This is a genomic window from Novosphingobium decolorationis (assembly GCF_018417475.1).
Taxonomy (GTDB): Bacteria; Pseudomonadota; Alphaproteobacteria; order Sphingomonadales; family Sphingomonadaceae; genus Novosphingobium; species Novosphingobium decolorationis.
In genome coordinates this window covers 3,948,908-3,974,653 of sequence record NZ_CP054856.1, presented here as the reverse complement: position 1 = coordinate 3,974,653, position 25,746 = coordinate 3,948,908, and the positions used below count along the sequence as shown (strand labels likewise).

22 protein-coding genes are annotated in these 25,746 nt (G+C 67.0%); 12 read left to right on the top strand and 10 right to left on the bottom strand.

Annotated elements, in window-relative coordinates; all coding sequences use genetic code 11:
• The first annotated feature begins 118 nt into the window (after positions 1-118).
• The 4 genes from HT578_RS18420 (at position 119) to HT578_RS18405 (ending at position 5,499) form a co-directional block, all read left to right on the top strand.
• Positions 119-868 (top strand): SDR family NAD(P)-dependent oxidoreductase, encoded by a 750-nt coding sequence (locus HT578_RS18420; RefSeq protein ID WP_213501003.1) that lies wholly within the window; start codon positions 119-121, stop codon positions 866-868.
• 161 nt (positions 869-1,029) lie between these two features.
• Positions 1,030-2,217, top strand: coding sequence for a helix-turn-helix transcriptional regulator (locus HT578_RS18415; RefSeq protein ID WP_239026354.1), 1,188 nt, complete (start codon positions 1,030-1,032; stop codon positions 2,215-2,217).
• A 130-nt stretch (positions 2,218-2,347) separates the two neighbouring features.
• A complete protein-coding gene (locus tag HT578_RS18410; protein WP_213501002.1) occupies positions 2,348-3,853 on the top strand; it encodes an acetyl-CoA hydrolase/transferase family protein in 1,506 nt (501 codons plus the stop codon).
• Between the two features lie 119 nt (positions 3,854-3,972).
• A complete protein-coding gene (locus tag HT578_RS18405; RefSeq protein ID WP_213501001.1) occupies positions 3,973-5,499 on the top strand; it encodes a S10 family peptidase in 1,527 nt (508 codons plus the stop codon).
• Between the two features lie 218 nt (positions 5,500-5,717).
• Here HT578_RS18405 and HT578_RS18400 read toward each other — a convergent pair whose 3' ends face one another.
• From HT578_RS18400 to tsaD, 6 genes are all read right to left on the bottom strand, one after another.
• Entirely contained in the window at positions 5,718-6,452 is a 735-nt protein-coding gene (locus HT578_RS18400; RefSeq protein WP_213504453.1) for a hypothetical protein, read from the bottom strand.
• A gap of 230 nt (positions 6,453-6,682) precedes the next feature.
• On the bottom strand, positions 6,683-7,414 hold the full coding sequence (locus HT578_RS18395) for an OmpA family protein (RefSeq protein ID WP_213501000.1): 732 nt from the start codon (positions 7,412-7,414) through the stop codon (positions 6,683-6,685).
• A gap of 48 nt (positions 7,415-7,462) precedes the next feature.
• On the bottom strand, positions 7,463-8,908 hold the full coding sequence (locus HT578_RS18390; RefSeq protein ID WP_239026353.1) for a vWA domain-containing protein: 1,446 nt from the start codon (positions 8,906-8,908) through the stop codon (positions 7,463-7,465).
• Between the two features lie 332 nt (positions 8,909-9,240).
• Entirely contained in the window at positions 9,241-10,761 is a 1,521-nt protein-coding gene (locus tag HT578_RS18385; protein ID WP_039388303.1) for a lipopolysaccharide biosynthesis protein, read from the bottom strand.
• On the bottom strand, positions 10,758-11,777 hold the full coding sequence (locus HT578_RS18380) for an NAD(P)H-dependent glycerol-3-phosphate dehydrogenase (protein WP_213500998.1): 1,020 nt from the start codon (positions 11,775-11,777) through the stop codon (positions 10,758-10,760). Before HT578_RS18380 ends, HT578_RS18385 begins: the two co-directional genes overlap by 4 nt.
• Positions 11,774-12,814 carry a tRNA (adenosine(37)-N6)-threonylcarbamoyltransferase complex transferase subunit TsaD gene (gene tsaD, locus HT578_RS18375; RefSeq protein WP_213500997.1) on the bottom strand — a complete coding sequence of 347 codons (1,041 nt, stop codon included), beginning with the start codon at positions 12,812-12,814 and terminating at the stop codon, positions 11,774-11,776. The genes HT578_RS18380 and tsaD overlap by 4 nt, the downstream gene beginning before the upstream one ends.
• Before the next feature lie 74 nt (positions 12,815-12,888).
• On the opposite strand from tsaD, the gene hemC reads away from it, so the two are divergent.
• The 4 genes from hemC to HT578_RS18355 are packed head-to-tail and all read left to right on the top strand — an operon-like array spanning position 12,889 to position 16,733.
• Positions 12,889-13,836 carry a hydroxymethylbilane synthase gene (gene hemC, locus HT578_RS18370; RefSeq protein WP_213500996.1) on the top strand — a complete coding sequence of 316 codons (948 nt, stop codon included), beginning with the start codon at positions 12,889-12,891 and terminating at the stop codon, positions 13,834-13,836.
• Complete coding sequence (locus HT578_RS18365; protein WP_239026352.1) at positions 13,833-14,585, top strand: uroporphyrinogen-III synthase; 753 nt, start codon at positions 13,833-13,835, stop codon at positions 14,583-14,585. The genes hemC and HT578_RS18365 overlap by 4 nt, the downstream gene beginning before the upstream one ends.
• A complete protein-coding gene (locus tag HT578_RS18360; protein ID WP_239026351.1) occupies positions 14,585-15,571 on the top strand; it encodes an MICOS complex subunit MIC60 in 987 nt (328 codons plus the stop codon). The genes HT578_RS18365 and HT578_RS18360 overlap by 1 nt, the downstream gene beginning before the upstream one ends.
• A 19-nt stretch (positions 15,572-15,590) precedes the next feature.
• Entirely contained in the window at positions 15,591-16,733 is a 1,143-nt protein-coding gene (locus tag HT578_RS18355; RefSeq protein ID WP_213500995.1) for a sensor histidine kinase, read from the top strand.
• A gap of 237 nt (positions 16,734-16,970) precedes the next feature.
• Here the strand turns inward: HT578_RS18355 and HT578_RS18350 are convergent, their stop codons facing one another.
• Both HT578_RS18350 and HT578_RS18345 read right to left on the bottom strand, forming a co-directional pair.
• Positions 16,971-18,218, bottom strand: coding sequence for a UbiH/UbiF/VisC/COQ6 family ubiquinone biosynthesis hydroxylase (locus HT578_RS18350; RefSeq protein ID WP_213500994.1), 1,248 nt, complete (start codon positions 18,216-18,218; stop codon positions 16,971-16,973).
• Positions 18,215-19,873: an alkaline phosphatase family protein gene (locus HT578_RS18345; protein ID WP_213500993.1), complete on the bottom strand. Its 1,659-nt coding sequence runs from the start codon at positions 19,871-19,873 to the stop codon at positions 18,215-18,217. The genes HT578_RS18350 and HT578_RS18345 overlap by 4 nt, the downstream gene beginning before the upstream one ends.
• Before the next feature lie 107 nt (positions 19,874-19,980).
• Here HT578_RS18345 and HT578_RS18340 point away from each other — a divergent pair, with 107 nt between their 5' ends.
• A complete protein-coding gene (locus HT578_RS18340; RefSeq protein WP_213500992.1) occupies positions 19,981-22,032 on the top strand; it encodes a protein-disulfide reductase DsbD family protein in 2,052 nt (683 codons plus the stop codon).
• Between the two features lie 147 nt (positions 22,033-22,179).
• A complete protein-coding gene (locus tag HT578_RS18335) occupies positions 22,180-22,788 on the top strand; it encodes a hypothetical protein (RefSeq protein WP_213500991.1) in 609 nt (202 codons plus the stop codon).
• A 115-nt stretch (positions 22,789-22,903) separates the two neighbouring features.
• Here HT578_RS18335 and HT578_RS18330 read toward each other — a convergent pair whose 3' ends face one another.
• Positions 22,904-23,524 carry a YceI family protein gene (locus HT578_RS18330; RefSeq protein ID WP_039388312.1) on the bottom strand — a complete coding sequence of 207 codons (621 nt, stop codon included), beginning with the start codon at positions 23,522-23,524 and terminating at the stop codon, positions 22,904-22,906.
• A 37-nt stretch (positions 23,525-23,561) separates the two neighbouring features.
• On the bottom strand, positions 23,562-24,164 hold the full coding sequence (locus tag HT578_RS18325; protein WP_039388313.1) for an FMN-dependent NADH-azoreductase: 603 nt from the start codon (positions 24,162-24,164) through the stop codon (positions 23,562-23,564).
• Positions 24,165-24,350: 186 nt separating this feature from the next.
• Here HT578_RS18325 and HT578_RS18320 point away from each other — a divergent pair, with 186 nt between their 5' ends.
• Together HT578_RS18320 and trxC are read left to right on the top strand one after the other, a co-directional pair.
• The gene (locus HT578_RS18320; RefSeq protein WP_213500990.1) at positions 24,351-25,232 is read left to right on the top strand and encodes a LysR family transcriptional regulator; all 882 of its coding nucleotides are present in this window, start codon (positions 24,351-24,353) and stop codon (positions 25,230-25,232) included.
• Positions 25,233-25,287: 55 nt separating this feature from the next.
• A complete protein-coding gene (gene trxC / locus HT578_RS18315) occupies positions 25,288-25,743 on the top strand; it encodes a thioredoxin TrxC (RefSeq protein ID WP_213500989.1) in 456 nt (151 codons plus the stop codon).
• Positions 25,744-25,746 lie beyond the last annotated feature (3 nt).

Sequence of the window (25,746 nt, the reverse complement as noted above, 5' to 3'; positions counted from 1 at the left end):
GATTTTCAAAATATATACGTGAAACAAGGGCATAGCCTGATCGTTTAACCTGCGCAGCGCAAGGCGCGCGGCAACGCCGCCACCGCGCGCGAACATGTAAAGACGAAGGAGACCCGACGTGGAACTGAAGGACCAGGCCATCATCGTAACCGGCGGGGCCAGCGGCATCGGCCGCGAAACCTGCCTTGCCCTTGCGCGTATGGGTGCCGATATCGTGGTGGCCGACTTCAACGCCGAAGGCGCGGCCCAGGTCGCCGAGGAGGTGAAGGCGCTGGGCGTGGCCGCGCACAGCTTCAAGGTCGATGTCTCGGTCGCACAGGAGGTCGAGGCGCTCGTCGACTTCGCCGTCGAGAAACTCGGCACCTTGAACGGCCTGTTCAACAACGCCGGGATCGGACTGGTCAAGCCGTTCCTGGAGATGGATCCGGCCTCCTACCTCAAGGTCATCGAGGTCGACCAGCACAGCGTCTATTACGGCATGTACTACGGTGCGAAGAAGATGGTGGAACTGGGCTCCAAGGGTACCTTCGTCAACACCGCCTCGATCTACGGCTCGGTCGCCTCGCGCGGGAACTTCAACTACAACGCGGCCAAGGCGGCGGTTATCGCCATGACCCGCTCGGGCGCGCTGGAGTTGGCCGAACACGGCATCCGCGTGGTCGGCATCGCGCCCGGCTACATAGATACCCCGATCCTGGGCACGGATGCGGGCGTGAAAGAGCAGCTTGCCGCGCAGCACATGCACAAGGAGCTGATCGCGCCCGAGAAGGTCGCCAGCGTCGCGGCCTATCTCTTCACCGACGCGGCCCAGGCCATCAACGGCTCCACGGTGCCTGTCGACGACGGTTTCCTCGCCTTCAAGGAATAGGCCAGCGCCTGAAAAAATACCCGGAGGCTCACCAGGAGCCTCCGGGTAGTGCAAGGATTGGCCGAAACCAGCCCTCGGGTCGCATGGATACAATGTCTGCAAAATGCAGACTTGGCATGCCACGATCATGGTATGAACGCGGGCACGGACCATAGTTTCCCTTGCGCACAATCCCTGATCCGGACACATTTGCCGGTGTGGGGCAGGCAAAGAGCATAGACAGCGAATCGCTCGCGCGCTTGCGCAGCGCGATCGAGCAGGCTCCCTTCCACCCGGAGGGCTGGCGCTTTGCGCTGCACAGCCTCGCCGAAGCCACCGGCTCACCCCGCACCCAGATCCTGGCGCTTGGCCAGAGGCATATGGCCTTCAACTGGGTCAACACCACGCCCGACGATTTCGAGTCCATCATCCGGGAAATCGACACCTACCGCCCCGATGCGAACTACCGCATCGCCGCGATGGGCAAGCCGATGGAGCTGACCTGGGAACCCCACTACGACGCCGTGCGCGCGGTTCATACCGACGAGCGCTATCTCGAGATGGCACGCCGCTACGATTTCGAACTGGGCGCGCAGATGGTCCTTTCGCAAAAGCCCGGGCTGTTCTTCGGCGTCGCGATCATGCGCAGCGAACGCGAAGGGCGCACCAGCGAACACGAACGGGGTATCCTGGCCCAGGTCGCGCCGACGATCCTCTCGGCCATCCGCACGCAGGAATCGATCGAGCACGCCGGAGCCAAGCTCCTCCACGGCTCGCTCGAGGCGATGGACACCGCCGCGATCCTGCTCGATGGCCTCGGCAAGACGACCTTCGTCAGCCCCGCCGCGCAGCGCCTGCTCGGCCCCGAGACGCTGCAGATCTCGGGCGGCACCCTTCACGCCCAGCGCCCCGAATTCGATCGCCAGCTGGGCCGACGGATCGGCCAGGCCCTGGCGGGCGAGGACCCGGGCCCGGCCGACCTGTGGATCCGCACAGGCAAGGGACTCATGCTGGTCGACGCGCGTCCCCTGCCCCATGGCGACTGGCACCTGGGCCTCAGCGCCCGCGTCATCGTCAGCCTGAGACCGCTTCTTCCCTCCCGAATGGGCTCCGACCACGCTGAAAACGCAAAAAAGGTTGCGCGCATGGGCAGACAGCTGGGTCAGGCGATGGGTCTGACCGACACCGAAGGCGAAGTCGCCGCGCTTCTTGCCCAGGGCTTGTCGCGCAAGGATATTGCTGCGCTGCGGCAAGTCAGCCCGCAAACGGTAAACAGCCAGCTGCGCACCATTTTCCTGAAATGCGAGGTCAATCGCGAAGGCGAACTTGTTGCAATTGCACGATCTATTCTCGACGCGATCGGCAGCTGAGCCACTCCCACCACGGTCCCGAAAAGGGGCAGGAATCGTGCATCAGGCGCAAGTCACGAGTCCCGCTTTTCACTGTTCTTTCCTGTGTGTGAGAGCAAACGGTCCCCAGACACGGTGAATTGGAGAGGCCATGCGCATCCGTAACAACGCCCTACGTTCCAAGATCATGTCGGCCGAAGACGCCGCCCGCCTCATTGCCAACGGCAACACGGTCGGGATGAGCGGCTTTACCGGCTCCGGGTATCCCAAGGCCGTCCCCCAGGCCCTCGCATCGCACATCGAGGCCGAGCACGCGGCCGGAAATCCCTTCAAGGTCCGCATGTGGACCGGCGCTTCCACCGGCCCCGAACTCGACGGCGCGCTTGCCAAGGTCGACGGCATCGACATGCGCCTCCCTTACAATTCCGACCCCATCGCCCGCGAGAAGATCAACTCGGGCCAGATGAACTACTTCGACATGCACCTCAGCCAGGTGGCACCGATGGCCTGGCAGGGCTTCCTCGGTCCACTCGACGCCGCGGTGATCGAGATCGTCGGCATCCGCGAGGATGGTTCGCTGATCCCCTCCTCGTCGGTCGGCAACAACAAGACCTGGCTCGACCGCGCCGAGAAGGTCATCCTCGAGGTCAATTCCTGGCAGAGCGAGGCGCTCGAAGGCGTCCACGACATCTACTACGGCACCGCGCTTCCCCCCGCGCGGATCCCGATCCCGCTGACCCGTCCCGACCAGCGCATCGGCGAGGACTGCCTGCGCGTCGATCCGGCCAAGGTCGTGGCCGTCGTGGAAACCGACTCGCCCGACCGCAACGCCCCCTTCACCCCGCCCGACGAGAACGCGAAGATGATCGCCGGGCACATCCTCGAATTCCTCACCCACGAGGTGAAGGTCGGCCGCATCCCCAAGGAGCTGCTGCCAATCCAGTCGGGCGTGGGCAACATCGCCAACGCGGTGCTTTCGGGCCTGATGGACGCCCCCTTCGAGGGCATGACTGCCTACACCGAGGTGATCCAGGACGGCATGCTCGACCTCCTCGCCGAGGGCAAGCTGCGCATGGCGAGCGCCACCGCCTTCTCGCTCAGCCCCGATGCGGCCGAGCGCGTGAACCGCGAGATGGAGTTCTTCCGCGACAAGATGATCCTGCGCCCGCAGGAAATCAGCAACCACCCCGAGCTGGTGCGTCGCCTGGGCTGCATCGCGATGAACGGCCTCATCGAAGCCGACATCTATGGCGCGGTGAACTCGACCCACGTCATGGGCTCGCGCATCCAGAACGGCATCGGCGGTTCGGGCGACTTTGCCCGCAACGCCTTCATCTCGATCTTCGTGACCCCGTCCGTCGCCAAGAAGGGCGCGATCTCGGCCATCGTCCCGCAGGCCAGCCACGTCGACCACATCAACCAGGACGTGCAGGTGATCGTCACCGAGCAGGGCCTCGCCGATCTGCGCGGCCTCAGCCCCAAGGAACGCGCCAAGCTCATCATCGCCAACTGCGCGCACCCGACCTACCGCCCGATGCTCGAAGACTACTTCGCGCGCGCGCAGAAGGAATCGTTCGGCCAGCAGTCGCCGATGATCCCGTCCGAAGCCCTTTCGTGGCACCAGCGCTTCATCGACACCGGTTCGATGTTGCCCTGACGCCGCGACAAGAGGCCCGCAGTCCCCCATCCCTCTGTGCGGGCCTTGTCGCTGCGAAGCGACACGGTAGAGTGCCTCGCTTGCCATCCCCATCCCGGCAAGCGAGGTACCTACTCCCCATGCGACGTGCAAAACTGGCCTTCGGGCTGCTCCTGGCGACCAGCGCCCTCCTTCCCGCCACGCAGGCGCTCCAGGCCGCCGACGAGAAGGCCTCCGCCAACTCGGCAAGCAAGGCCGAAACCGCAAGCGAGGACGCTCTCCCGCCCCTCCCTGAAGACGCCTCGGTGCGCCAGAGCGCGGTCATCGGCGGCAAGAGTGTATCCTACACCGCGACCGTCGGCACGATCCCCGTTCACGACGCCAAGGGCAAGCTGATCGGAGAGGTCGTCTATACGGCGTACACCCTGCCCGGAAAGCAGGCCGAGAACCGGCCCGTGACTTTCGCCTTCAACGGTGGCCCGGGCGCGGCGTCGGTCTATCTGAACCTGGGCGCGATCGGCCCCAAGCGCGTCGCCTTCGGTGCCCAGGGCGATTCCCCCAGCGATCCGGCTGTGCTTCAGGACAACCCCAATTCCTGGCTCGACTTCACCGACCTCGTCTTCATCGATCCCATCGGCACCGGCTTCTCGCGCTCGCGCGCCGACGAGGAGACCACCAACGCCGAGTTCTACGCCGCCGACGCGGACATCCACTACCTCAGCCGCGTCATCTACGACTGGCTGGTCAAGGAAGAGCGCCTCGCCAGTCCCAAGTACCTGACCGGCGAGAGCTACGGCGGCTACCGCGTGCCGCGCCTGGCCTACTACCTGCAGACCCAGATCGGGATCGGCGTCAATGGCATGGTGCTGGTCTCGCCCTACCTCGATCCGGCCGCCATCGGCGATGACACCGCACTCTCCCCGCTTCCCTGGATGCTGAACTATCCTGCCATGGCTGCGGGCCACTTCGAGCGGCAGGGCCAGCACCTCGACGAGAGCAACATGGGTCCGGTCGAGGAGTACCTGCGCACCCAGTTCCTGGCCGACTTCATCGCCGGACCGCGCGACAAGGCGGCGACCGCACGCCTTTCCGCCCGCGTCGCCGAGTTCACCGGCCTCGATCCCGAACTGGTGCAGCGCATGGACGGGCGCATCGACATCGGCACGTACCTGCGCGAGATCCGCCGCACGCAGGGCCTTGTCGGCTCGGTCTACGACAGCAACTTCACCGCCTACGACCCTTTCCCGGCCAGTTCGCGCGCGCAGTACAATGACCCCCTGCTGACCACCCTCATCGCGCCCACCACCTCGGCCATGGTCGATTTCGTAACACGCCAGGTCGGCTGGAAGGTCAACGCGCGCTACAACGCGCTGTCCTACGAGGTAAACCGCGCCTGGGACCGCGACAACACCGACAGCCCGGTCCAGGACCTGCGCAAGGCAATTGCCATCGACCCCAAGATGAGCGTCGACATCGTGCATGGCTGGGACGATCTTTCCTGCCCCTATTTCGCCTCGCAGCTGATCATCGACCAGATGCCCGATTTCGGCCAGGCGAGCCGCGTAAACCTCCACAAGTATCCGGGGGGACACATGTTTTATTCCCGTCTCGACAGCGGGGCCGCGATGCGACGTGACATTCTTGAAAGTTACGCCAAGCGCAATTAGTAAGTAAACATAATGTTAAATTAAAGAAATCACCTTTCCAAATTTGGACAGTTACTATAAACAAATTCTCGAGTGAGCCCGAAAAGCCCTCGTGGTCGCCCAGATTAGACATCTGCAAAATACATAAAGAAAAACATGAAGATTCGTTCATGTTTTCTACGGAACTAAAAAAAGGGGGCCAAAAGCCCCCTTTTCTTCATTTTCCGATCGGATGAAACTCAGAGTTTACCAAATTCGGCCTCGTAGGAAGCCGTATTACCCTCAGCCAGGAAGCGGGCCTGCTCGACCCATTTGTCGCGGCGCGGACGCCCGGCGAAGGCGCCGAGCTTGCCATCGAGCTCGTCGAGATCCGCCTCACTCCAGGCCGCGATCTGCGCGTACGTCGTCACGCCCAGCGACACGAGGAGCTTCTGCATCTTCGGGCCCAGCCCCTTGATCTTGCGCAGGTCGTCGCTCTGCCCCGTCGTAGCAGGAGCAGGCACAGGAGCAGGTTCTTCCGACGGGGGTGCAGGCTCCACCGGCTCAGGGGCAGCTGCGGGCGTATCCTCAGCCTTGGGTGCCTCGGCTGCAGGGGTCGGCTCCGGAGCCTTCGCGGCCTCGTCTTCCGCCTTGTGGCTGCGCGCCTCGTCCGCCTCTTCCTGCGCCGCGACGGCAATCACCTCGCCGATCCCGGCCATGGTTCCGGCCGCGGCGGGCGGGTCGATATGCGCGGGCTGCTTCTCACGCGTGTCGGCATCGTCGACGCCAGGCACGGGCAGGTCGTATTGCGAGGCGGGGCTCGCGGAATCTATGAGCGCCTGGTTGCGCTGGGCGGGCGCCGCGCCTTCGTCCAGAACGTCCGGGCGGTGCGTGCGCTCACCCGGCTTCTTCGATCCATGCGCGAAGATCCAGAAGGCGACCACGATCCCGATCACCAGGGCGGCAACGAAGATCAGCCAGTTGGCCTCGATCATTTGCAGCACGATATTATCCTTTTCGTTTCCATATGAGCCAGCCGATGCCCAGGCCCAGACCATACGTGAGCAGCACCGATACGGCCAGTTCCAGCCACAAGGGCATCAGCAGTCCTTTCCAAGCGTCGAGTTCCGTGAAGTGCCGGAGGTGGGGCCGCGCATAGCAGCCCGCCCGCCCGATCCCAATGCCCTTGCCGGCACGCCCCGAATTGGGAGCAGCCCTGCGCGCATCAGCCTGGTCCGGGTGTGTCGATGGGGGTGGGCTTGACCGGTGCGGACACGATCACCGAAAACTCGATCCGGCGGTTGGCCGGGTCGCTCGGGCTGAGCCCGGAGATGGGCTGGCTGGCCCCCACGCCTGCGGCGCGCAGACCATCGGCCGGAATCCCGCGCCCGATCAGCGCCCAGCGCACCGCTTCGGCGCGCGCGAGCGAGAAGGCCTTGTCGACTTCGGCATTGCCCCCCTCATCGGTGTGGCCGGTGACCGCGATGATGCTGCCGACACAGGGCCGCAGCGCGCGCGCAACTTCGTCAAGCAACCGTCCACTAGCCGGATCCAGACGTGCCGAGGACTGCGTGAAGCGGATCGTGCGGGTCTGGAGGATGCGCTCGACATCGCTCTGGCAATGGACTGCCTCGGGATTGTCGGCGCGCGTGCTCGTGCGCGACCAGCTGATGCCGCCAATACCCGGCACCGCCGCAATGCCCGCGGCGACCTGCTGGCGAAGGGCTTGAGGCAATTCATCCCCGCCCGACAGGATCGGGTGGCGCGTCAGCCAGCCGTAGCGGTCCTTGAAGGCCAGCTCGACCCCCTCACCTCCCTCGACGCCGCTGCGCGCGGCCTGCGCCTCGCGTTCAAGGTCCGCAACGAAGCCAGGGCCGTTCAGGACCATTCCGGTGGCGGAGAGGAGCAGGCAAAGGGCAGCACCTACCCCGGCAATCAAGGCGTTACGTGGATTCATAGGGCGAGCCTAGAGCGATAGCGCCCCCCTGTCAGCCTCCAAGGCCGCTCAATCGCCCTTCAATGCCCCGGCAAGTCCGACCAGCTTCACGAATTCCTGGCGCCAGTAGTCGCCGGGCTGCCCGGCGAGGCGCGCCACGTCCCCCTCGTCGAACCCATTGAGGAGCGTATCACCGCGCAGATCCTGCCCGAAGGCCGCAACGGCCGCGGCAAAGGCGAAGTCGCCGCGCGGTGCCTTGACGCTCGCCACGAGGCTTGCCGGGACCGGCCGCTCGATCAGCTTCGAGGTCGTGCCGTCCGGCAGCTTGTAGCGCAGCTTGACGAAGGCCAGTTCCTGCGTCCGGGCCTGCGCGGCCGTGTTCGGCATATCCTCGTAGCGCCGTTCGGGCAGCCAGCCCTTGGTGCCTGCCGGAACGATCTCGTAGAGCGCGGTCACCTGGTGCCCCGCCCCGATGTCGCCTGCATCGACCGCGTCGTTTTCGAAGTCCTCCTCGCGCAGCGCGCGGTTCTCGTAGCCCAGCAGCCGGTACTCGCTGACGAGCGCCGGGTTGAACTCGACCTGGATCTTCACGTCCTTGGCGATGGTGAAGAGCGTGGAGGCCATCTGCTCGCCCAGCACCTTCTTCGCCTCGAGCGCGCTGTCGATGTAGGCGTAGTTGCCGTTCCCATGGTCGGCCACCTGCTCCATCAGCGCTTCGTTGTAGTTGCCCTGCCCGAAGCCGAGGGTCGTCAGCGTGATCCCGGCATCGCGCTCCTTCTCGATCATCGCGATCATGTCGTCGCGGTCGGTGATGCCGACGTTGAAGTCGCCATCGGTGCCGATGAGAATGCGGTTGACGCCCCCTTCGATGAAGTTGTCCCGCGCGATGTTGTAGGCCAGCTTGAGCCCTGCCGCGCCCGCCGTCGAACCGCCCGCGCTCAGCGTATCGAGCGCGGCGCGGATCTTGCGTGTGTCGTTGGTGGGCGGCAGGACCAGCCCTGCGGCTCCTGCATAGACCACGATCGAAACACGGTCCTGTTTGCCCAGTTCCCCGGCCAGTCCCGAAAGCGCGGTCTTGAGGAGCGGGAGCTTGTCCGGCGCGCTCATCGACCCCGAAACGTCGAGCAGGAACACCAGGTTGGCAGGAGGTCGGCTTTCGCGCGCAATGTCATAGCCGCGAAGGCCGATACGCAGCAGGCGCGTTTCGGGGTTCCAGGGGGTTTGCGCCATGTCCGTGGTCACCGAGAACGGAGCCTCGCGGCTGTCGGGCGCCGGATAATCGTAGCGGAAGTAGTTGATGAACTCCTCGGTGCGCACCGCCCGCGCCGGGGGCAGCTGGCCCTGCGTCAGGAAGCGGCGGGTGTTGGTGTAGGCACCGGTGTCGACATCGACCGAGAAGGTGGAAACAGGCTCCTGCGCCACGCGCTTCACCGCCGAGACCTCTTCGCCTTCGTACTGCTCGCGACCGGGCTGCGTGGGAACCTGCACGGGCGGCACGAAGCGGCTTTCCTGCATCGAATCCGCAACTCTTGCCCCGGTGACGGTGACAGCCGACGGCGCTGCGACGATACCGGGTGGTGGAGGCGGCGGAGGCGGAGGTGGAGGAGGAGGTGGCGGCGCGACAGCCAACGGTGGAGGGGGCGGCGCGTCCGCCACTTCGCCGCAGGCGGCCAGAAGGCTGAGCCCCGAAAGCACCAGCCCCAGCCTCGCTACACGGCCCGACAGATCCTTGCGAACCACCATAAACCCATCCCCTCGTCCCGTTGCTGGAACGCGAGAACGCCACCCCGCCCGTTAATCGCGACTGAACGAGACCTGCGCGCGACGATGCGAAATGCCAGAGGCGATCAGTTCGACTTGGTCTTCTGGAACAGCTTGCGGTCTTCGGGCCCGAAGGCCTTCTTCCAGATGACAAAAAGGTAGGAACCCAGGATCGCGGGGATACCGAAGGCCAGTTCCACCCACTCGGGGAGATACTGCGTGAAGACGAAGCCGATCGCCACCGCGGGGGCTGCCGCCCAGAGCAGCGGCCAGCGCCAGTTGTTGATCGGATGGCCCAGGAACTTCGCGAGCATCTTTGCCTTCACCACCGAGGCGAGCCCCAGCGCGATGAAGAGCGCGCCCGCCGCGGCCGCGGCCTGGAACAGCGAATTGTAGCCCAGGTGCTGCATGAGCAGGATCCCGGCGAACGTCAGGACCGCCTGGAAGCCGATGGTGGCCAGCGACACACCCAGGTTGCGCACACGGTGGACGTAGATCAGCGCCGCCTCGCTGACGACGGCGGTCGAGGCGACGACTTCGGCGGCGAGCAGAAGCGCCAGCGCGCCCGTCCCGCCCACGAATTCGCGCCCGATCAGGCCCATGACACCCTCGCCGGTGATGCCCAGCGACAGCGCGATGGCCACCTGCGCGGCCATGATCCAGAAGCCCACCTGGCTGACCTGGCGCGCAATCGCGCCATAGTCCTTGCGCTTGAGCGCGCGGGTGATGACCGGCCCCAGCACCGGCTCGAAACTGGTCTTGAGCTTTTGCGGCAGGCTCGCAACCTGCTGCGCGGCGTAGTAGACGCCAACCGCCGAGGGCGGCGCGAGGAAGCCCAGCAACAGCACGTCGACACGGCGCGTGCCCCACTCGATCGTATCGGCCAGCGCAATCGGCATCGAGCGCACGACGAGGCGGCGCATGACGCTCACGCGCGGACGCCAGCCACGCGGCCGCCCATAGGCGCGGATGAAGGGCACGAAGGCGGTGATCGCGGCGGCAAAGATCGAGGCGATATAGGCGAGCGAAAGCCCGCTTTCGGGCGCGACGAAGATCATCAGGCCCGCCATGATCGAGATCGTCCAGGGCTCGACGATGGCACGCGACCAGACCGTGGGACTGATCTGCAGGCGATAGGCAAGCGCGGCCAGCCAGATCTCGGTCAGCGCCAGCGGCGGGATCGCGATCACCATCAGCCGGTCGAACTGGGTATAGGTGCCGCCCGGGAACATCGGGGCGGGCACGAACCAGAAGAACAGCGCCGCCGCACACGAGGCCAGAAGCGAGACCGCCACGCCATCGAAGACAGTGTTTGCGGGCAGTTCCTTGCCTTCAGCCTCGCTCATGCGCTGGGCCAGCCCGCGCTTCTCGCCCATCGTGCAGACCATTGCGGTCAGCTCAATGATTACGAGCGCGGAGGCGAAGCGGCCGAGTGCGGCAGGCCCGTAGGCCGCCGCCCGCCCGGCGATGAACAGGAAGGGAATGCGCGCGGCAAGGCGCAGGAAAAAGCCCAGAAAATTGGTGCGCCCGCCCTTGGCCAGTGCGGCAATGTCATCGCCGTCCTGCTTGTCCCGGCCAGCTTCGGCGCGCGAAACACTGTCGTTCAACCCAGGCGCTCCTGCTCCGAGCGCAAGGGGCGCGAAAGGATATCGGCGACGACTTCACCCGCAGGCGCGGCGCCTTCGAGAAGACGGCGGACCGCGGCGACGATGGGCATGTCGATGCCCTCGCGCCGGGCAAGATCATCGAGGATCGGCGCGGTGGCCGCCCCTTCGGCGACCGAACTCTTGCCCGCCAGCGCCTCGGCGGCGCTTTGGCCCTGCCCGAGCGCCAGACCCAGCGAGAAGTTGCGGCTCGAGGTCGAGGAACAGGTCAGCACCAGGTCGCCCAGACCGCACAGGCCCGCCAGCGTCTCGGCCCGGCCTCCGCGCGCAAGGCCAAAGCGCTGCATCTCGGCATAGCCCCGCGCGATCAGCGCCGCGCGCGCATTCTGGCCAAGGCCCAGCCCCTCGGCCACGCCGCAGGCAATCGCCAGCACGTTCTTGATCGCACCGCCGATTTCGGCGCCGATCACATCCTCGGAATAGTAGGGACGGAACGCCGGGCTCGCGATCAGGGGCGCGAGCCGCTGCCACTGCGCCTCACCGCCCGAACAGGCAAGCGTGATGGCCGTGGGCAGACCCGCGGCGACTTCGTGTGCAAAGGTGGGCCCCGAAAGCACGGCAAGACGGCTGCCCGGCGCGGCCTCGGCCGCGACCTCGGCCATCAGCCGCCCGCTGGACGCCTCGATCCCCTTGGCGCAAAGCACCAGATCGCGCTCTGCGGCAGGCAGCTGCCCGACCACCGAGGCGAGGAACTGCGCAGGGACCACGGCCAGCAGCACCTGAAGCTCAGCCATCTCGCCAAGGTCCGAGGTCGCACGGATCGCCGGATCAAGCTCGGCGCCCGGCAGATAGGTGTCGTTGACGCGGGTTTCGTTGATGCGCGCGGCAAGATCCGCCTCGCGCGCCCAGAGCTTCACCTCTTGGTTGCCCGCACGGACCAGCGCCTGAGCAAGCGCGGTGCCCCAGGCGCCTGCGCCGATGACCCCGACCGCCAGACCGCTTGCTTTCGTCGTCGTCATGCCTTCACTCCGGCTCCGCGCACCGCCTCGGCGTCCGGATCGAGCGGCCAGCGCGGCCGCGCGGAAACGTCGAGCGGATCGCTCTGCCCCAGCGCATGGCGTTCCACACCGGCCCAGGCGATCATCGCCGCATTGTCCGTACACAGCTTGAGTGGCGGGGCAATGAACGGCAGCTTGAAATCGGCGGCCAGCCCTTCGAGCGCGGTGCGGATCGCGGTGTTGGCTGCAACCCCGCCCGCCACGACGAGGGCCGTCGGTGCGACGTCCGCGATGCTCTTGAGCGCGCGGCGCGTGCGGTCGATGATGCACTCGATCGCGGCCTGCTGGAACGAGGCGGCAATGTCTGCCGCGCTGTACTCGCCCGACTGGTGCGCGCGCAGGACCGCGCTCTTGAGACCGGCGAAGGAGAAATGCGGCTCCTTGCTGCCCTTCAGAGGGCGCGGCAGCGGCACGGCCCTGGGATCGCCACTCGCAGCCAGGCGCTCCAGCGCCGGACCACCCGGATAGCCCAGCCCCAGCACCTTGGCCGACTTGTCGAAGGCCTCGCCCAGCGCATCGTCGATGGTCGTGGCAAGGCGGCGGAATTTGCCCACGCCTTCAACCAGCAGGATCTGGCAGTGCCCGCCCGAAACAAGCAGCAGGAGATAGGGATAGGCCAGGCTCGCATCGGCCAGCCGGGGCGAAAGGGCATGACCTTCCAAGTGGTTGATCGCGATCAGCGGCTTGCCCGTCGCCATCGCCAGCGCCTTGGCCGAAACGAGCCCGACCATGACCCCGCCGATCAGGCCCGGACCTGCCGTTGCGGCAATCGCGTCGACCTCGTCCAGGCGCATCCCCGCATCGGCCAGCGTGCCCTCGATCAGCGGCGCAAGGCGCTCGACATGCGCGCGCGCGGCGATCTCGGGCACGACGCCGCCAAAAGGCTTGTGCTCCTCGTCCTGCGACGCGATGCGCTGCGCTAGGATCGTGCGGTCCGCCGTCACCAGCGCCGCGGCGGTCTCGTCGCACGAGCTTTCTATTCCGAGGACAATCGTCATCCTCACGCTACCTCGCTCACTTTGGCCGAACGACCTTTTCCTGGACGCGCCCAGGCGCTAGCACGGTTTCCACGATGACTACCCAGACCACCGCGCCCAATCCGCGCTTCCGCCTCGGCACCCGCCGCTCGCCTCTTGCCATGGCCCAGGCCGAAGAGGCCCGCGACCGCCTGGCAAAGGCGCATGGAATCAATCCTGCGCATATAGAGATCGTGGCCGTGACTGCCAGCGGAGATCGCATCCAGGACCGCGCTCTGGCCGAAATCGGGGGAAAAGCGCTCTGGACCAAGGAGCTCGACGCCTGGCTGGCCGAAGGGGAAATCGACTTTTCCGTGCATTCGGCCAAGGATGTGGAGACGCTGCGCCCCGAAATCTTCGCCATCGGCGCGGTACTACCGCGCGCAGACGTGCGCGACGTGCTGGTCGGCGCGGCCAGCATCGCCGCGCTGCCTTCCGGCGCGGTCGTGGGGACGAGCGCGCCGCGCCGGGCCGCCCAGCTCCTCCACGCCCGGCCGGACTGCAAGGTGGTGACCTTCCGCGGCAATGTCGCCACGCGACTTGCCAAGCTCGCCGCGGGCGAGGCCGACGCGACCTTCCTCGCCGCCGCTGGCCTCAAGCGCCTGGGCGAAACCGGCACGGGCCATCCGCTTGATGAAGAGGACTGGCTCCCGGCCCCCGCGCAGGCCGCAATCCTGATCGAGTGCCGCGCCGATGATACCCGCACCGCCGCCTTCCTCTCGGCCATCGACGATGCGCCGAGCCGCGCCGCGGTTCTGGCCGAACGCGCCCTGCTCGAAGGGCTTGGCGGCAACTGCCACAGCCCCATTGCCGTGCTCACCCGCCATGAAGGCGAACAGCTCCACATGCGCGCGGCGATCTATGCCCCGGACGGCGGCGAGCGGATCGAGGGCGAGGTCCGCTTCGCCTCGGGCGACCTGAAGGGCCCCGCCGACCTTGCCGCCGACCTCCTGTCGCGTGCAAGTCCGGCCGTCACCGTGCATTTCACCGGTCCGCCGACGTGAGCGCCCAAGGCGCCTCCCTGCCCCTCCCCGTCCTCATCCTGCGACCACAGCCGGGCGCGCAGGCAAGCCTGGAGGCCGCGCGCAAGCTGGGCCTCGCCGCCGAAGCCTACCCGCTCTTCGAAGTGCGCCCGCAAGCCTGGGAGGGCCCGGCCTGCGACGATATCGACGCGCTCGTGCTGGGAAGCGCGAACGCGCTGCGCCATGGCGGCGGCGCGCTGGAGGCCTATCGCGGCAAACCCGCCTACGCGGTCGGCCAGAAGACCGCCGAGGCCGCGCGGGCCGCCGGGCTCGACGTGGTCTGTACCGGCCGTGGAGGGCTCCAGTCCGTCCTCGATACGCTGGCGCCCGAACACCGCCGCCTGCTGCGCCTTGCCGGGCGCGAACGGGTGGCGCTTCACCTGCCCGAAAGCGTCACCATGACCACGCGCGAGGTCTACGCCAGCGAGGCGCTGCCTGCCCCTGAGGCCCTGCGGCAACGCCTGCGCGATATGTCACAGGGCGCTGTCGTGGTTCTTCTCCACTCGGGCGAAGCGGCGGTCCGTTTCGAGGATCTATGCCGAAAATGGGGCCTTGCGACAGGCGCCATTCATCTCGTGGCCATCGGCCCGCGTGTATCCGCGCGGCTCCATAGCCCGTGGGGGAGTGTGCGCTGCGCCCCCGAACCCAGCGACGCCGCCTTGCTGGCCTTGGCCGCACAGATGTGCCAAGAGGCTTTCTCGGGATCGATACAAGTAGACAACCAGACCTGATGCCAGACCTGATGCAGGACTTCGAGACACAACCACTTGCGCGCGAAACCGTGCCGGGACCACGCCCGCGTTCGCGCGGCGGCATGGTCTTCGTCGCCTTCGTGGCGTTCCTGCTGGGCGCCGCCTTCGTCGCCTGGGCGTCCTCGCGTGGCTGGCTCGAACAGGTCCTGCCCACGGCCGAAATGTCCGAGGCTCCGGCTGCGGAAACGGCGGTTGTCGGTGAGCCTGTCGAGATCCCCGATCCCCTTCCCCTGCCGAGCCCCGGCGCCGGGCATCCTTCGCCGGACCAGCTTGCCGCGCTCGGCACGATGGAAGGGCGCCTCGCAATGATCGAGAACCGCCTCTCGCGCATCGATTTCGAGACCGACGCCGCCTCGGGCAATGCCGCGCGCGCCGAAAGCCTGCTGATCGCCTTTGCCGCACGCCGCATGGTCGATCGCGGCGAACCGCTGAGCTACGTCGCCGACCAGCTGCGGCTGCGCTTCATGGACGCCCAGCCCCGCGCGGTCGAGACGATCATCGCCTTCTCCAAGGAGCCGGTAACGATCGACGAACTGAGCGCACGGCTCGAGGCCCTCTCCCCCGAACTGAGCGTTTCGGGCCGCGACATCAGCTTCTGGGACCGCGCCCGGGGCGAGCTGACCTCGCTGTTCACGGTGCGCCGCGATTCCGCCGCGCTGGTCTCGCCCCGCGCCCGAATCGAGCGCGCGCGCATCATGCTGACCGCACGCCGCATCGACGGGGCGATCCGCGAAGTGGAGCGCCTGCCCGGCGCAGAGGCTGCGCACAACTGGATCGCCGATGCGCATCGCTACGAGAACGCCCAGAAGGCACTGAGCCTGCTCGAGACGACCGCGATGCTTGAACCCCGGCGCCTCAAGGACGCCGAGGGCCGCGCCATCGATCAACCCAGCCCGCTCGCAACGCCCAGCCAGGGAAGCCCGTCGCAAGCCGCTGAGAATGACGCCGGATCGGGCGAAGACTGAGCCCGAGAGAACACCGGACATGACCGACACACCAGACCAGAACCGGGCCGATCCGATCGAGGATGCCCGGCTCGAGGCACTTGCGCGCTATTCCCTGACATCCGAACCGGAACAGGACTTCGACGACATCGTCGCCATGGCTGCGGAAATCTGCGACGTACCCGTCGCTCTGGTCAATATCGTCGAAGCCGAACGCCAGTTCTTCAAGGCCCGCATCGGGATCGACATCTCCGAAACCCCGCGCGATGTCTCGATCTGCCAGTTCGCGATCCGCGAGGACGTCCCCTTCATCATTCCCGATGCCCGCCGTGACCCGCGCTTCGCGGACAATCCGTTCGTGACCGCAGAGCCGGGCATCCGCTTTTACGCAGGCTTTCCCCTCGTGACACGCGACGGGCATGCGCTGGGCACGCTGTGCGTGATCGACCATGAGCCGAGAACCCTGGATGCGCAGCAGATCCGCATGCTGCGGATACTCGCGCGCCAGGCGATGTCGCAGATCGAACTGGGCGCCGCGCTGGAGAAGAGCCGCGCCGCCCATGCCGAAGCCGAGCGCCTGCGCGCCGGACAGCACGAAATCGCCATGGAGATGACCCACAGGGTCAAGAATACGCTCGCCATCGTGCAGTCCATCGTGGCGCAGACGCTGCGCCGCAGCCCGGATGTCGAGCAGGCCCGCAAGGCCATTGATGCGCGCCTTCTGACCTTGGCGCGCGCGCAGGATGTGCTGACCCGTTCGGCCCTCGATGACATCGATGTGCGCGCCCTCATTTCGGCGGCCCTGGGCCCGCACATGCAGGGCGAGAACGACCCGCGCTTCGTGCTGTCCGGTCCTCCGCTGCTCCTTGGCGCACGCCAGGCCCTCGGCCTCGCGCTCGGGCTCCACGAACTGGCGACGAACGCCACCAAATATGGCGCGCTTTCCCAGACGGGCGGAACCATCGCGCTCACCTGGAACGGCGCGGACGCCGCCTGCACGCTCGAATGGGCCGAGCGCGGCGGCCCCCGGGTTGAGGTGCCCACCGAACGCGGCTTCGGCTCCACCCTGATCGAACGGATCGTCGCGGGCTATTTCGAAGGCGAAGCCCGGCTGACGTTCGATCCTGAAGGTGTGCACTTCACGCTGTCGGGCCGGGCACGTCGGCCTGAAACCCGGAGCTGACGGAAGATCGCGCGCGAGAAACCAAACTTGCGCGAAAGAGGGTCGCAGATCAGGAAGAGATATCCGAAGGCCATCGCCCTCGGGCTCCCCGAACTGTCGAGCTCAAGGCTCTCGCGCTGCGTTGGCTAAGAGAGGTGAGGTCGCCGAGTTTGGGGTCAAGGGGTAATACCCCCTTGAGAAATTACCTTCCACCTTCTCTTTGACTGCAACTCGGAACGCGGGGGCCAGCCCGCCTCCCTAGCCTTGCAGAAGCTCGGGAAGCTTGCCGGACATACCCCGCGCCTCGTCCATGAAGAAGCGCTTGAGGGCAGGCAGACGCTGCACCGCGCCCATGCCCAGACGGCGCACGGCACTTGGCACGCGGCCCGGAATACCGAACAGGCGGGTAAGCGTGTCGGTCGCGGCCATGACCATGACCGAATCGAGGCTGCGCCACTTCTCGTAGCGCGCCAACAGCTGCGCATCGCCCGGTTCAAGGCCCAGGCGCATGCCCTCGCTCAGCACTTCGACCAGCGCGCCCACGTCGCGCAGGCCCAGGTTCAGGCCCTGCCCCGCGATCGGGTGCATGCCGTGCGCGGCATCGCCGATCACCGCAAGGCGCTCGTCGACCACGTTCACGGCATGATGGAAGCGCAAGGGATAGCTCATGCGCGGAGCCGAGAGTTCGATATCGCCAAGGACACCGTGCATCTTCTCGGCAACCTCGTTCAGGAACATCGCATCGCTCATCGCGATGACGCCCTTTGCGTCCTTCTCGGCGACCGTCCAGACCAGCGCGCTGCGATGGCGCCCCTGCGCGTCGTCGAGCAGCGGCAGCAGCGCAAAGGGTCCAGCGGGATAGAAGATTTCCCAGGCCGTGCCGCCGTGCGGCTTGGAGTGGAAGAGCCCCGTCACCATGGCGCGGTGGTGGTAGTCCCACTTCGCCATCGAGAAGCCGGCCTCATCGCGGGTGGGCGACTGGCGCCCTTCGGCCGCGACCAGCAGCGAGGAGGTGAGGATGCGCCCGTCGCTCAGTTCGACTTCCACCCCGTGGGGCCCGCGATCGCGGCGCACGGCCTCGGTCTTGACGTGCCAGGCGATGTTGGGCTCGTCCTTGGCCGCCTCGAACAGCGCGATGCGCAGGTCCCGGTTGGCGTACATGCGACCCAGCGTGCCCTCGTCGGGCTTGGGCTGGAAGTCGATCCGGCCCGGCTTCATGCCGTCGGTCACCGCGATCGAATCGATCGCGCAGCCCAGCGGCTCGAGGCGCTTGCCAAGACCGATGTTGCAGAACAGGTTCCAGCTCGCGGTGGAAACCGCCGAGGCGCGGCCGTCCGCGCCCTCGGCAACGAGGTCCGCCGGGTCGGCGCGGTCGATCACGTGGCTGGAGATCCCGGCCCGGGCCGCGGCCAGCGCCAGCGTCATGCCGACGAGACCGCCGCCCAGGATGATGAGATCACGGCGCTCCTTCGCGCCAGTCGGGATGCGTGTATCCGAGTCGCTCATGAAGAGCAGCTATCGGCCTCCGTCGCATCAATGTCGAGACATCTTCCATCCCACGTGCCCGCAGGGGCGAAGAGGGCCACGGTGGCAGCAAGAGTGGGCGCGATATCAACGGTTTCGACCGGATCGGGCTGCTCGAATCCCTGGATCCCTTCGCGCCAGAACAGCATCGGCACGCGGCGGTCGTAATCCCACGGGCTACCATGGCTGGCGACCTTGAAGGGCTTGGCCTTGCCGGGCACGATCCCGCGGCGGGTCAGCATCTGCACCTCGCCCGAGCGCCCCGGCACATAGGACGCGCGCACCTTCTGGAGGTCCGTCCAGTCCTGCGGGGCGCCTTCAGGCATGGGCTCGGCCATGATCTCGTCGTGTGAGAAAGCCGCCTCGATCTGCGGGTTGGCGCGCAGCACGTCGAGCAGGCTTGCCACCACGGTCTGCTTGTTCTTTCCCGCAAGGTCGGGCGCGAGCCACACGCTGCCCGATTCCCCGGCGCCGTAGAAGAGGTGCCCGCTGGGAACGGTCACGCCGGTGCGGCGGGCCACTTCGGCCTCGAGTGCGGCGGCAGTCAGCGAAGGATCGACGCGGCCCGCATGCGGGTTGCCGCGCAGTTGCTGGCGCTCGGGCGCATCGAAACCGCCATGGTCGGCGCTCAGCACGACCTCGTAGTCGATCCCGCGCGCGTCGAGCGCGTCGAACAGCGTACCGAGCGCGGTGTCGAGCGTGTTCATCTGGATGCACATCTCCACGCCCTCGGTGCCGAAGGCATGGCCGACCTTGTCGGTCGACGAGAAGCTGACCGAAAGCAGGTCGGTGACAGCGTCCTTGCCCATGCCCAGTTCGTCAACGAGGCGCACAGCCATGTCGGCGGTGGCGAGATCGCCGCGCGGGCTTTCCGAGAACGCCTTGTAGTCGCCCGCCTTGAAGGGAAACTTGTACGTGCCGATGGTGAAATCGCCGATGGGCGTGGCATGGTCGCGGCGCGCGCAATCGCCCGGCACGGGCATCTCGGCAGCCCCGGCCGCGACCTTGCTGGCGATCTGCGCGTTGTAGGCCGCAACGCTCTTCGAGACCTTGCGGTCGAGGAAGGTCGTGTAGCCTTCCTCGCCGAACCAGTAGACGGCATCGGTGTCGTGCCCGCTCATCATGACTGCGGCGCGGTCCTTGACCGAAACCGCCGCGTTGATCGTACGCGGATCACGCTTCTTCATGAGATCGCCGAGAGTCGGTGCCTTGAGGTGCACCGGGCTGACCACCGGCTTGTCGGACGAACTGCGCGGATCGCGCTCGTCTTCGACGCAGTAGATTTCCTTGTCGGCGCGTGCGAGCGCGGGATCCATCCAGCCGTTCGCCGGAATGCCGGTGCGCGCCGGGTGAACGCCGGTCAGAAGCGTGGAGTGGCCCGGGCAGGTCTCGGTCGCGGCGTGCGACTGGTAGCCCGAGGGGAACACGACACCATCCAGCAGGCGCGTGAAGCCCTTGGAGAAGCGCTGGCGGTACTGCGCGAAAAGGTCGGAAGAGAACTGGTCGACCGAGATCGCGACGATCAGCTGGGGCGTGGCCTGGGCTTCGGGCGCGGCGTCCTGGGCAAGGGCCGGTGAGGCCATCGCGGCGGTGGCAAGGCCGGTCGCAAGAGCGAGGGTGGAAAGACGCAGGCGCATGGGTGTTCCTTGAATTGTCGGCGCGCACCGGGCACAGGCGGGAGAGCCGACAATCCCCAAGGGAACGAACGGCCGGGATCTCGCACGTGGGGCGCAAGGTAAGTTCTATGAATTCGCGTCGTTATAGCCTGTTTTTGACACGTATATGTCAACTCCTCGCAGCCTTCGCCCTGCTTCTCCTGGCCCCGGTGGCCATGGCCGCCCCCAACCATATCGCGGCCAGGCTGGTGGCCGCGCCCGGCGCCGAAGCGGGCAAGGAGACGACGTTGGCCATCGCCATGAGCCCTGAAAAGGGCTGGCACGGCTACTGGCTCAATCCCGGCGATGCGGGTCTTGGCATGCAGCTCGACTGGAGCCTTCCCGAAGGTGCCCGCGCAGGCGATCAGCGCTATCCCGTGCCGCACACGTTGCTGGTCGCAGGGTTGATGAACCACGTCTACGAGAGCGATTACGCCGTACTCGTGCCCGTGACCCTGCCCGCAGATGCCAAGCCTGGCGCGCGCATCCCGATCCGCGTCAAGGCGCAGTGGCTCGCCTGCACCGAGGAAATCTGCGTGCCCGAGCGCGCCGAGCTCGCCACCGAAGTCGTGCTGGGCAAGGCGGACGCCAAGGCCGAAGCCAAGTTTGCCAAATGGCAGCGCGCGTTGCCAGCGCCGCTCGACGCGCCGGCGACCAAGGCGCTGGCCGCCAAGACGCTGCGCCTCGCCATCCCGCTCCCCGCTTCGGTCGAGCTGGAAAACCCGCATGTCTTCCTCGCGCAGGACAAGGTCGTCGACTACGCGGCCCCGCAGACCTTCGCCCGCAAGGACGACACGCTCCTTGTCACCATCCCGCGTGCGGATTTTGCGCCGCGCGATCCCGAGGTGCTGGACGGCGTGCTCAAGCTCGACGGCTTTGGCAACGGTCTCGCCTTCACCGCGAAGACGGGACCGGTTCCCAGCGGCGGGATCCCGCTCAAGGGCGCGGATACACCCGAGTTGCCCGCCCTGCCCTGGTTGCTGCTTGCCGCGCTGGCGGGCGGCCTCATCCTCAATATCATGCCCTGCGTCTTCCCGATCCTTTCGCTCAAGGCCCTTTCGCTTGCACGGGCGGGCGAGAGCGAAGCGCACGCCCGGATCGAGGGGCTGGCCTACACGGCGGGCGTCGTCGTGGCCTGCCTTGCGCTCGGCGGCGTACTCCTCGCACTTCGTGCCGGAGGCGAACAGGTGGGCTGGGCATTCCAGCTCCAGGAGCCGGTCGTCGTCGTCGCGCTGCTTCTGCTGGCCGCCACGATCACCGCCAACCTCCTGGGCCTCTTCGAGTTTGCCGTCCCCGGCTTTGCCAGCGAGGGCAGCCCGCAAGGCGCCTTTGCGACCGGACTTCTCGCCGCGTTCGTGGCAACGCCCTGCACCGGCCCCTTCATGGCGAGCGCCATGGGCGCAGCGCTGCTGCTGCCGGTGGTGCCCGCCCTTGCGCTCTTTGCCGCACTGGGGCTGGGGATTGCCCTTCCGTTCCTGGCGGTTGCCTTCGTGCCCGCTCTGCGCACCCGCCTGCCCCGCCCCGGCAAGTGGATGACGACCTTCCGGCGCTGGATGGCGCTGCCCATGGGCCTCACCGCACTCGCGCTGGGCTGGCTGGTCTGGAAGGTCGGGGGTGAGGTCTACTTCGCCGTTACGCTGCTGTTCGCGGTGCTGCTGGTGCTGGCGCTGTTCGGGGTGGGCCGCGCGCAGCGCAAGGGGCGCAAGGCCCGTCCGGCAGCGCTTCTGGCGCTGTTCGACGCGCTCGCCTGCCTCGCGCTCCTGCCCGCCGCCGCGCCCGAGCCGGTCGAGGCCGCCTCGATCCTCGCCACCCGCCCCTTCAGCGCCGAGGCACTCGCTGCCGCCCGGGCGGACGACAAGCCGGTCTTCGTGTGGATGACGGCGGACTGGTGCCTGACCTGCAAGGTCAACGAGAACGTCGCCATCGAGCGCGAGGAGACCCGGGCGGCCTTCGAGGCGGCCGATGTCGTTGTCCTGCGCGGCGACTGGACCCGGCGCGATCCCGAGATCACCCGCTACCTGACCGAGCAGGGTGCAGCCGGTGTCCCGCTCTATGTCTGGTACCCGAAGCAAGGTCCGGGCGAAGTTCTGCCCCAGGTGCTGACGCCCGCGCTTCTGGCCGAACGAGCGGCCGGCGGCTGAGCCGCTCGAACGCGAGCCTGAGGGCAAAGTCCACGCCTTTCGGGAACCAGGCGGCACTTCCAAGGTTGCTTTGGGCAGATCACGAAATCGCGCTGCTCGTTTTCCCGTGTTTGCCGAATCGCGCCGCGCTCTTCCCGGAGGTGTGCCGTGACCGACCTGCCCATGGCCGAATGGCTTGCCAACCTGATCCTGGCGACCGGCGTTGCGATGCTGCTGGGAAGCGTGGGCCTTGCCACACTGGGATACCTGCGCGCGCGCAAGCGCATGGTCCGCCCCCAGGCGAGACAGACCGCTGTCGCCCCGGCACCTCTATCCCGAGATGAGGAACCTCGCCCGCTTGCCTCGCTGCTGCCCGAGCAGCGCCAGCGTTTCATCCGCGACTGGCGCGCTCTTCAGGCCCACGCCGCCGCGAGCCCGGCCGACGCCCTGATCCTTGCCGACGTGCTTATCGCGCAGGTCCTGCATGCCTGCGGCCATCCCCTCATGCTCGAGCGCGCCCACAGCACCCTTGCCGCGAGTGACAGCATGTCGCGCGAGGACGAGATCGCCCACACCTACCTGCTCGGCCACGCCAGCGTCACGCGCCTGGCGCAAGGGTGGCCCTGTGAGGACGAAATCCGCATTGCCCTTGTCCGCTATCAGCTGGTGTTCGACGAACTCGTCAACGAACCCGACGAGGACGCCCCGGCCTTCACGTTGCACCGGGGACGGATCGTCGCGCTCGACAGCCCCTCCGCCCCACGGCTCGACGGATAGCGTCTCGACGGGGAGTCCACCTCACGCGGACCAAAAGAAAAGGACATGGCCCCCTGGGGAGACCATGTCCTTTTCCGTATGCGGCCTCAGGAAAGGCTAGTGTGAGGGAGGGGGATTACTCGCCCTTCTCGAAGGCCGCACTGATGCGAAGGGTCACTTCGTCGCCCACGGCGGGGACGTAGTTCTTCACGCCGAAGTCCGAACGGGTGATCGTACCCGTTGCATTGAAGCCCAGGGTGTAAGCCTGGCTCATCGGGTTCACGCCGCCCGCATTGAAGCTGGCGTGGAGCGTCACCGGCTTGGTCACGCCGTGGAAGGTCAGGTTGCCGGTCACGTCGGCGGTGCGCTCGCCAGTGCGCTTCACCTTGGTCGAGACGAAGGTGATCGTGGGGTGACCCTCGGCGTCGAACCAGTCGGCCGAGACGAGCTCCTCGTCGAGCGTCGCGTTGGTGGTGCTCACGGTCGCAACGGGGATCGAGACGGCAAGCTTGGTGTTCTCGATCTTGGCGGGGTCGATCGAGAGCGAGCCGGTCACATCGGCGAATTCACCGTACCACTCGGAGAAACCGAAGTGCATGAGCGAGAAGCCGACGCGGGTGTGCGAGGTCTCGACCTTGTAGGTGCCGGCCTGCGCCGCGGCGGGCGCGGGATCGGCCGCCTGGGCGTGAAGAATGGCGGGAACCGAGGCCAGCAGGGCAACCGGGATCAGGGCGGACTTCAGGAACGAACGGGTCATGTGAAAAAACTCCTAGAGGGGGGCTGGGCCGACGGGCTCAGGCGAGCTTGGCAATCGCGGCCTTGGCGTCGGCAATGGCGCTGGCGGCGGCTTCGGGACCGAAGGCCATGCCCTCGGCGGTAACGACCTCGACGTCGGTCACGCCCATGAAGCCGAGCAGGCCCTTGAGGTGCGGCATGCCGAAGATGACGCCCGCGTCATCGTCGTACTTGCCCGCACGCGACTGGGCGACGATCGCCTTGGTGTTCTTGACCAGACCCTCGGGGCCCTGTTCGGTGTACTGGAAGGTGGTGCCGGCGCGCAGCACGTAATCGAACCAGGCCTTGAGCGTGGAGGGCAGGCCGAAGTTGTAGATCGGAAGGCCGATCACCAGCACGTCGGCGTCCATCACTTCGGCGATCAGCGCGTCCTGCAGTTCGCGCGCTTCGAGCGAGGCGTCGGTCATCTTGTCGCCAACCGGCGCGGCGCGGCCGATGCCGACCAGGCTGCCCGAGTTGATGTGCGGAACGGGATCGGTGTCGAGGTTGCGTTCAACGACGACAGCGTCCTCGCCCAGCTCGGCAAGGTAGGTGTCGATCAGCTGGTTGCTGACGGAAGCGGCGCCGGTGGCGGCCGAACGGACGACGAGGTACTTGGTCATGGTGCTTCTCCGAAATTGACAAGTGGCGGCAAACAGTTGGGAGGCGGTTGCGGGGGATCCGTTTGCCGCCGGGGCTTCGCTGGAAGCTTGTCCATGGAGATAGTCCTGCTGGTTTTGCATGACCATTGGCGATATGAGCATAGCCTCCATGCAAAAACGGATAGAAGGCGCCGCCGGGGTGGGACGATGAACTGGGACGACATCCGCACTTTCCTCGCCATTGCGCGGGCCCGCAGTCTTTCAGGTGCCGCGCGCGAACTGGGCCTGAGCCAGAGCACGATGAGCCGCCGTCTGGTCGCGCTGGAGGAACGCAGCGGCGCCCGGCTGCTGCTCAAGACCCCGCACGGCTACGAACTCACCCCGCTGGGCGAAAGCGTCCTCGCCAACGCGCAGCGCATGGACGAGGATGCGATGGCGCTCGAACGCGTGGTGCAGGGCCGCGATGTCGCGCTTTCCGGGCTGGTGCGCCTGACCACGGTCGAGACGCTGGCCAACCGGCTCATCCCCATTGCCGCCGCCAAGCTGCGCGAAGATTATCCGGGCATTTCCATTGACCTGCTCTCCGACACCCGCTCGCTCAGCCTGATCGAGCGCGAGGCCGACATCGCGATCCGCATGGTCCGCTTCGAGCACAACGAACTGATCTCGCGGCGCATGGGTACGATGGTCTGCGCGCTCTACGCCAGCCCCGACTATCTCGCCGCCCACCCCGAGCCGCTCACCGATCCCGGACACCGCCTGATCACCGTCATGCCCGACATGGCCCACCAGGCCGAAGCGCGCTGGCTGCTGGAAAAGGCCCCCGAGGCGCAGGTCGTCTACCGCAGCAACAGCCGCGACGCGCAGGCCGGGGCGGTGCACGAAGGGCTCGGCATTGCCTGCCTGCCGCAGTATCTCGCAGAAACGATGCCCGGTGTCGTACGGCTGAAGGACGCAGGCCTTGGCCCCGCGCGCGAAATCTGGCTCGGCGTCCACCGGGACCTGCGCGACATGCCGCGCATCCGCGCCGTCATCGACGCGCTCGACGCCGCCTTCAAGGCCGAGCGGCTGCGCTTCCTCGTCGCCTGAGCGCCCTTCCCAACCGCGCCGCGCCGCCCCATATCCAAGTCAAGGAGATCGCCCCATGACCAGCCCCGAAAGCAAGATCGTCGTCTGCCCCTCCTGCGGCGCCTCGAACCGGGTCCCCACCGCGAAACTGGGCGCAGGCGGCACCTGTGGGCGCTGTCACACGGCTCTGTTCACCGGCAAACCGCTGGTGCTGACCTCGGCCAACTTCGAGGCCCATGCGGGCAAGGGAGATCTGCCGCTGCTCGTCGATTTCTGGGCCAGCTGGTGCGGCCCCTGCCGCCAGATGGCCCCCGCCTTCGAGGCCGCCGCCGCCCGGCTCGAACCCATGATGCGTCTGGGCAAGCTCGACACCGAAGCCGAACAGGCCATTGCCGGGCGCTACGCGATCCGCTCGATCCCGACCATGGTGCTCATCCACAAGGGCCGCGAAATCGCACGCCAGTCGGGCGCGATGCCTCCCCAGGCCATCGTCCAGTGGGCGCAAAGCGCGATGATGGGAATGGCGGGCTGAGAG

Excerpts from the sequence above, each read along its gene's own strand:
- HT578_RS18410 (WP_213501002.1), top strand. The coding sequence starts at position 2,348 with ATGCGCATCCGTAACAACGCCCTACGTTCCAAGATCATGTCGGCCGAA.
- HT578_RS18405 (WP_213501001.1), top strand. The coding sequence starts at position 3,973 with ATGCGACGTGCAAAACTGGCCTTCGGGCTGCTCCTGGCGACCAGCGCC.
- HT578_RS18400 (WP_213504453.1), bottom strand. The coding sequence starts at position 6,452 with ATGATCGAGGCCAACTGGCTGATCTTCGTTGCCGCCCTGGTGATCGGG.
- HT578_RS18395 (WP_213501000.1), bottom strand. The coding sequence starts at position 7,414 with ATGAATCCACGTAACGCCTTGATTGCCGGGGTAGGTGCTGCCCTTTGC.
- HT578_RS18390 (WP_239026353.1), bottom strand. The coding sequence starts at position 8,908 with ATGCAGGAAAGCCGCTTCGTGCCGCCCGTGCAGGTTCCCACGCAGCCC.
- HT578_RS18380 (WP_213500998.1), bottom strand. The coding sequence starts at position 11,777 with ATGACGACGACGAAAGCAAGCGGTCTGGCGGTCGGGGTCATCGGCGCA.
- tsaD (WP_213500997.1), bottom strand. The coding sequence starts at position 12,814 with ATGACGATTGTCCTCGGAATAGAAAGCTCGTGCGACGAGACCGCCGCG.
- hemC (WP_213500996.1), top strand. The coding sequence starts at position 12,889 with ATGACTACCCAGACCACCGCGCCCAATCCGCGCTTCCGCCTCGGCACC.
- HT578_RS18360 (WP_239026351.1), top strand. The coding sequence starts at position 14,585 with ATGCCAGACCTGATGCAGGACTTCGAGACACAACCACTTGCGCGCGAA.
- HT578_RS18355 (WP_213500995.1), top strand. The coding sequence starts at position 15,591 with ATGACCGACACACCAGACCAGAACCGGGCCGATCCGATCGAGGATGCC.
- HT578_RS18350 (WP_213500994.1), bottom strand. The coding sequence starts at position 18,218 with ATGAGCGACTCGGATACACGCATCCCGACTGGCGCGAAGGAGCGCCGT.
- HT578_RS18345 (WP_213500993.1), bottom strand. The coding sequence starts at position 19,873 with ATGCGCCTGCGTCTTTCCACCCTCGCTCTTGCGACCGGCCTTGCCACC.
- HT578_RS18340 (WP_213500992.1), top strand. The coding sequence starts at position 19,981 with ATGAATTCGCGTCGTTATAGCCTGTTTTTGACACGTATATGTCAACTC.
- HT578_RS18330 (WP_039388312.1), bottom strand. The coding sequence starts at position 23,524 with ATGACCCGTTCGTTCCTGAAGTCCGCCCTGATCCCGGTTGCCCTGCTG.
- HT578_RS18325 (WP_039388313.1), bottom strand. The coding sequence starts at position 24,164 with ATGACCAAGTACCTCGTCGTCCGTTCGGCCGCCACCGGCGCCGCTTCC.
- HT578_RS18320 (WP_213500990.1), top strand. The coding sequence starts at position 24,351 with ATGAACTGGGACGACATCCGCACTTTCCTCGCCATTGCGCGGGCCCGC.
- trxC (WP_213500989.1), top strand. The coding sequence starts at position 25,288 with ATGACCAGCCCCGAAAGCAAGATCGTCGTCTGCCCCTCCTGCGGCGCC.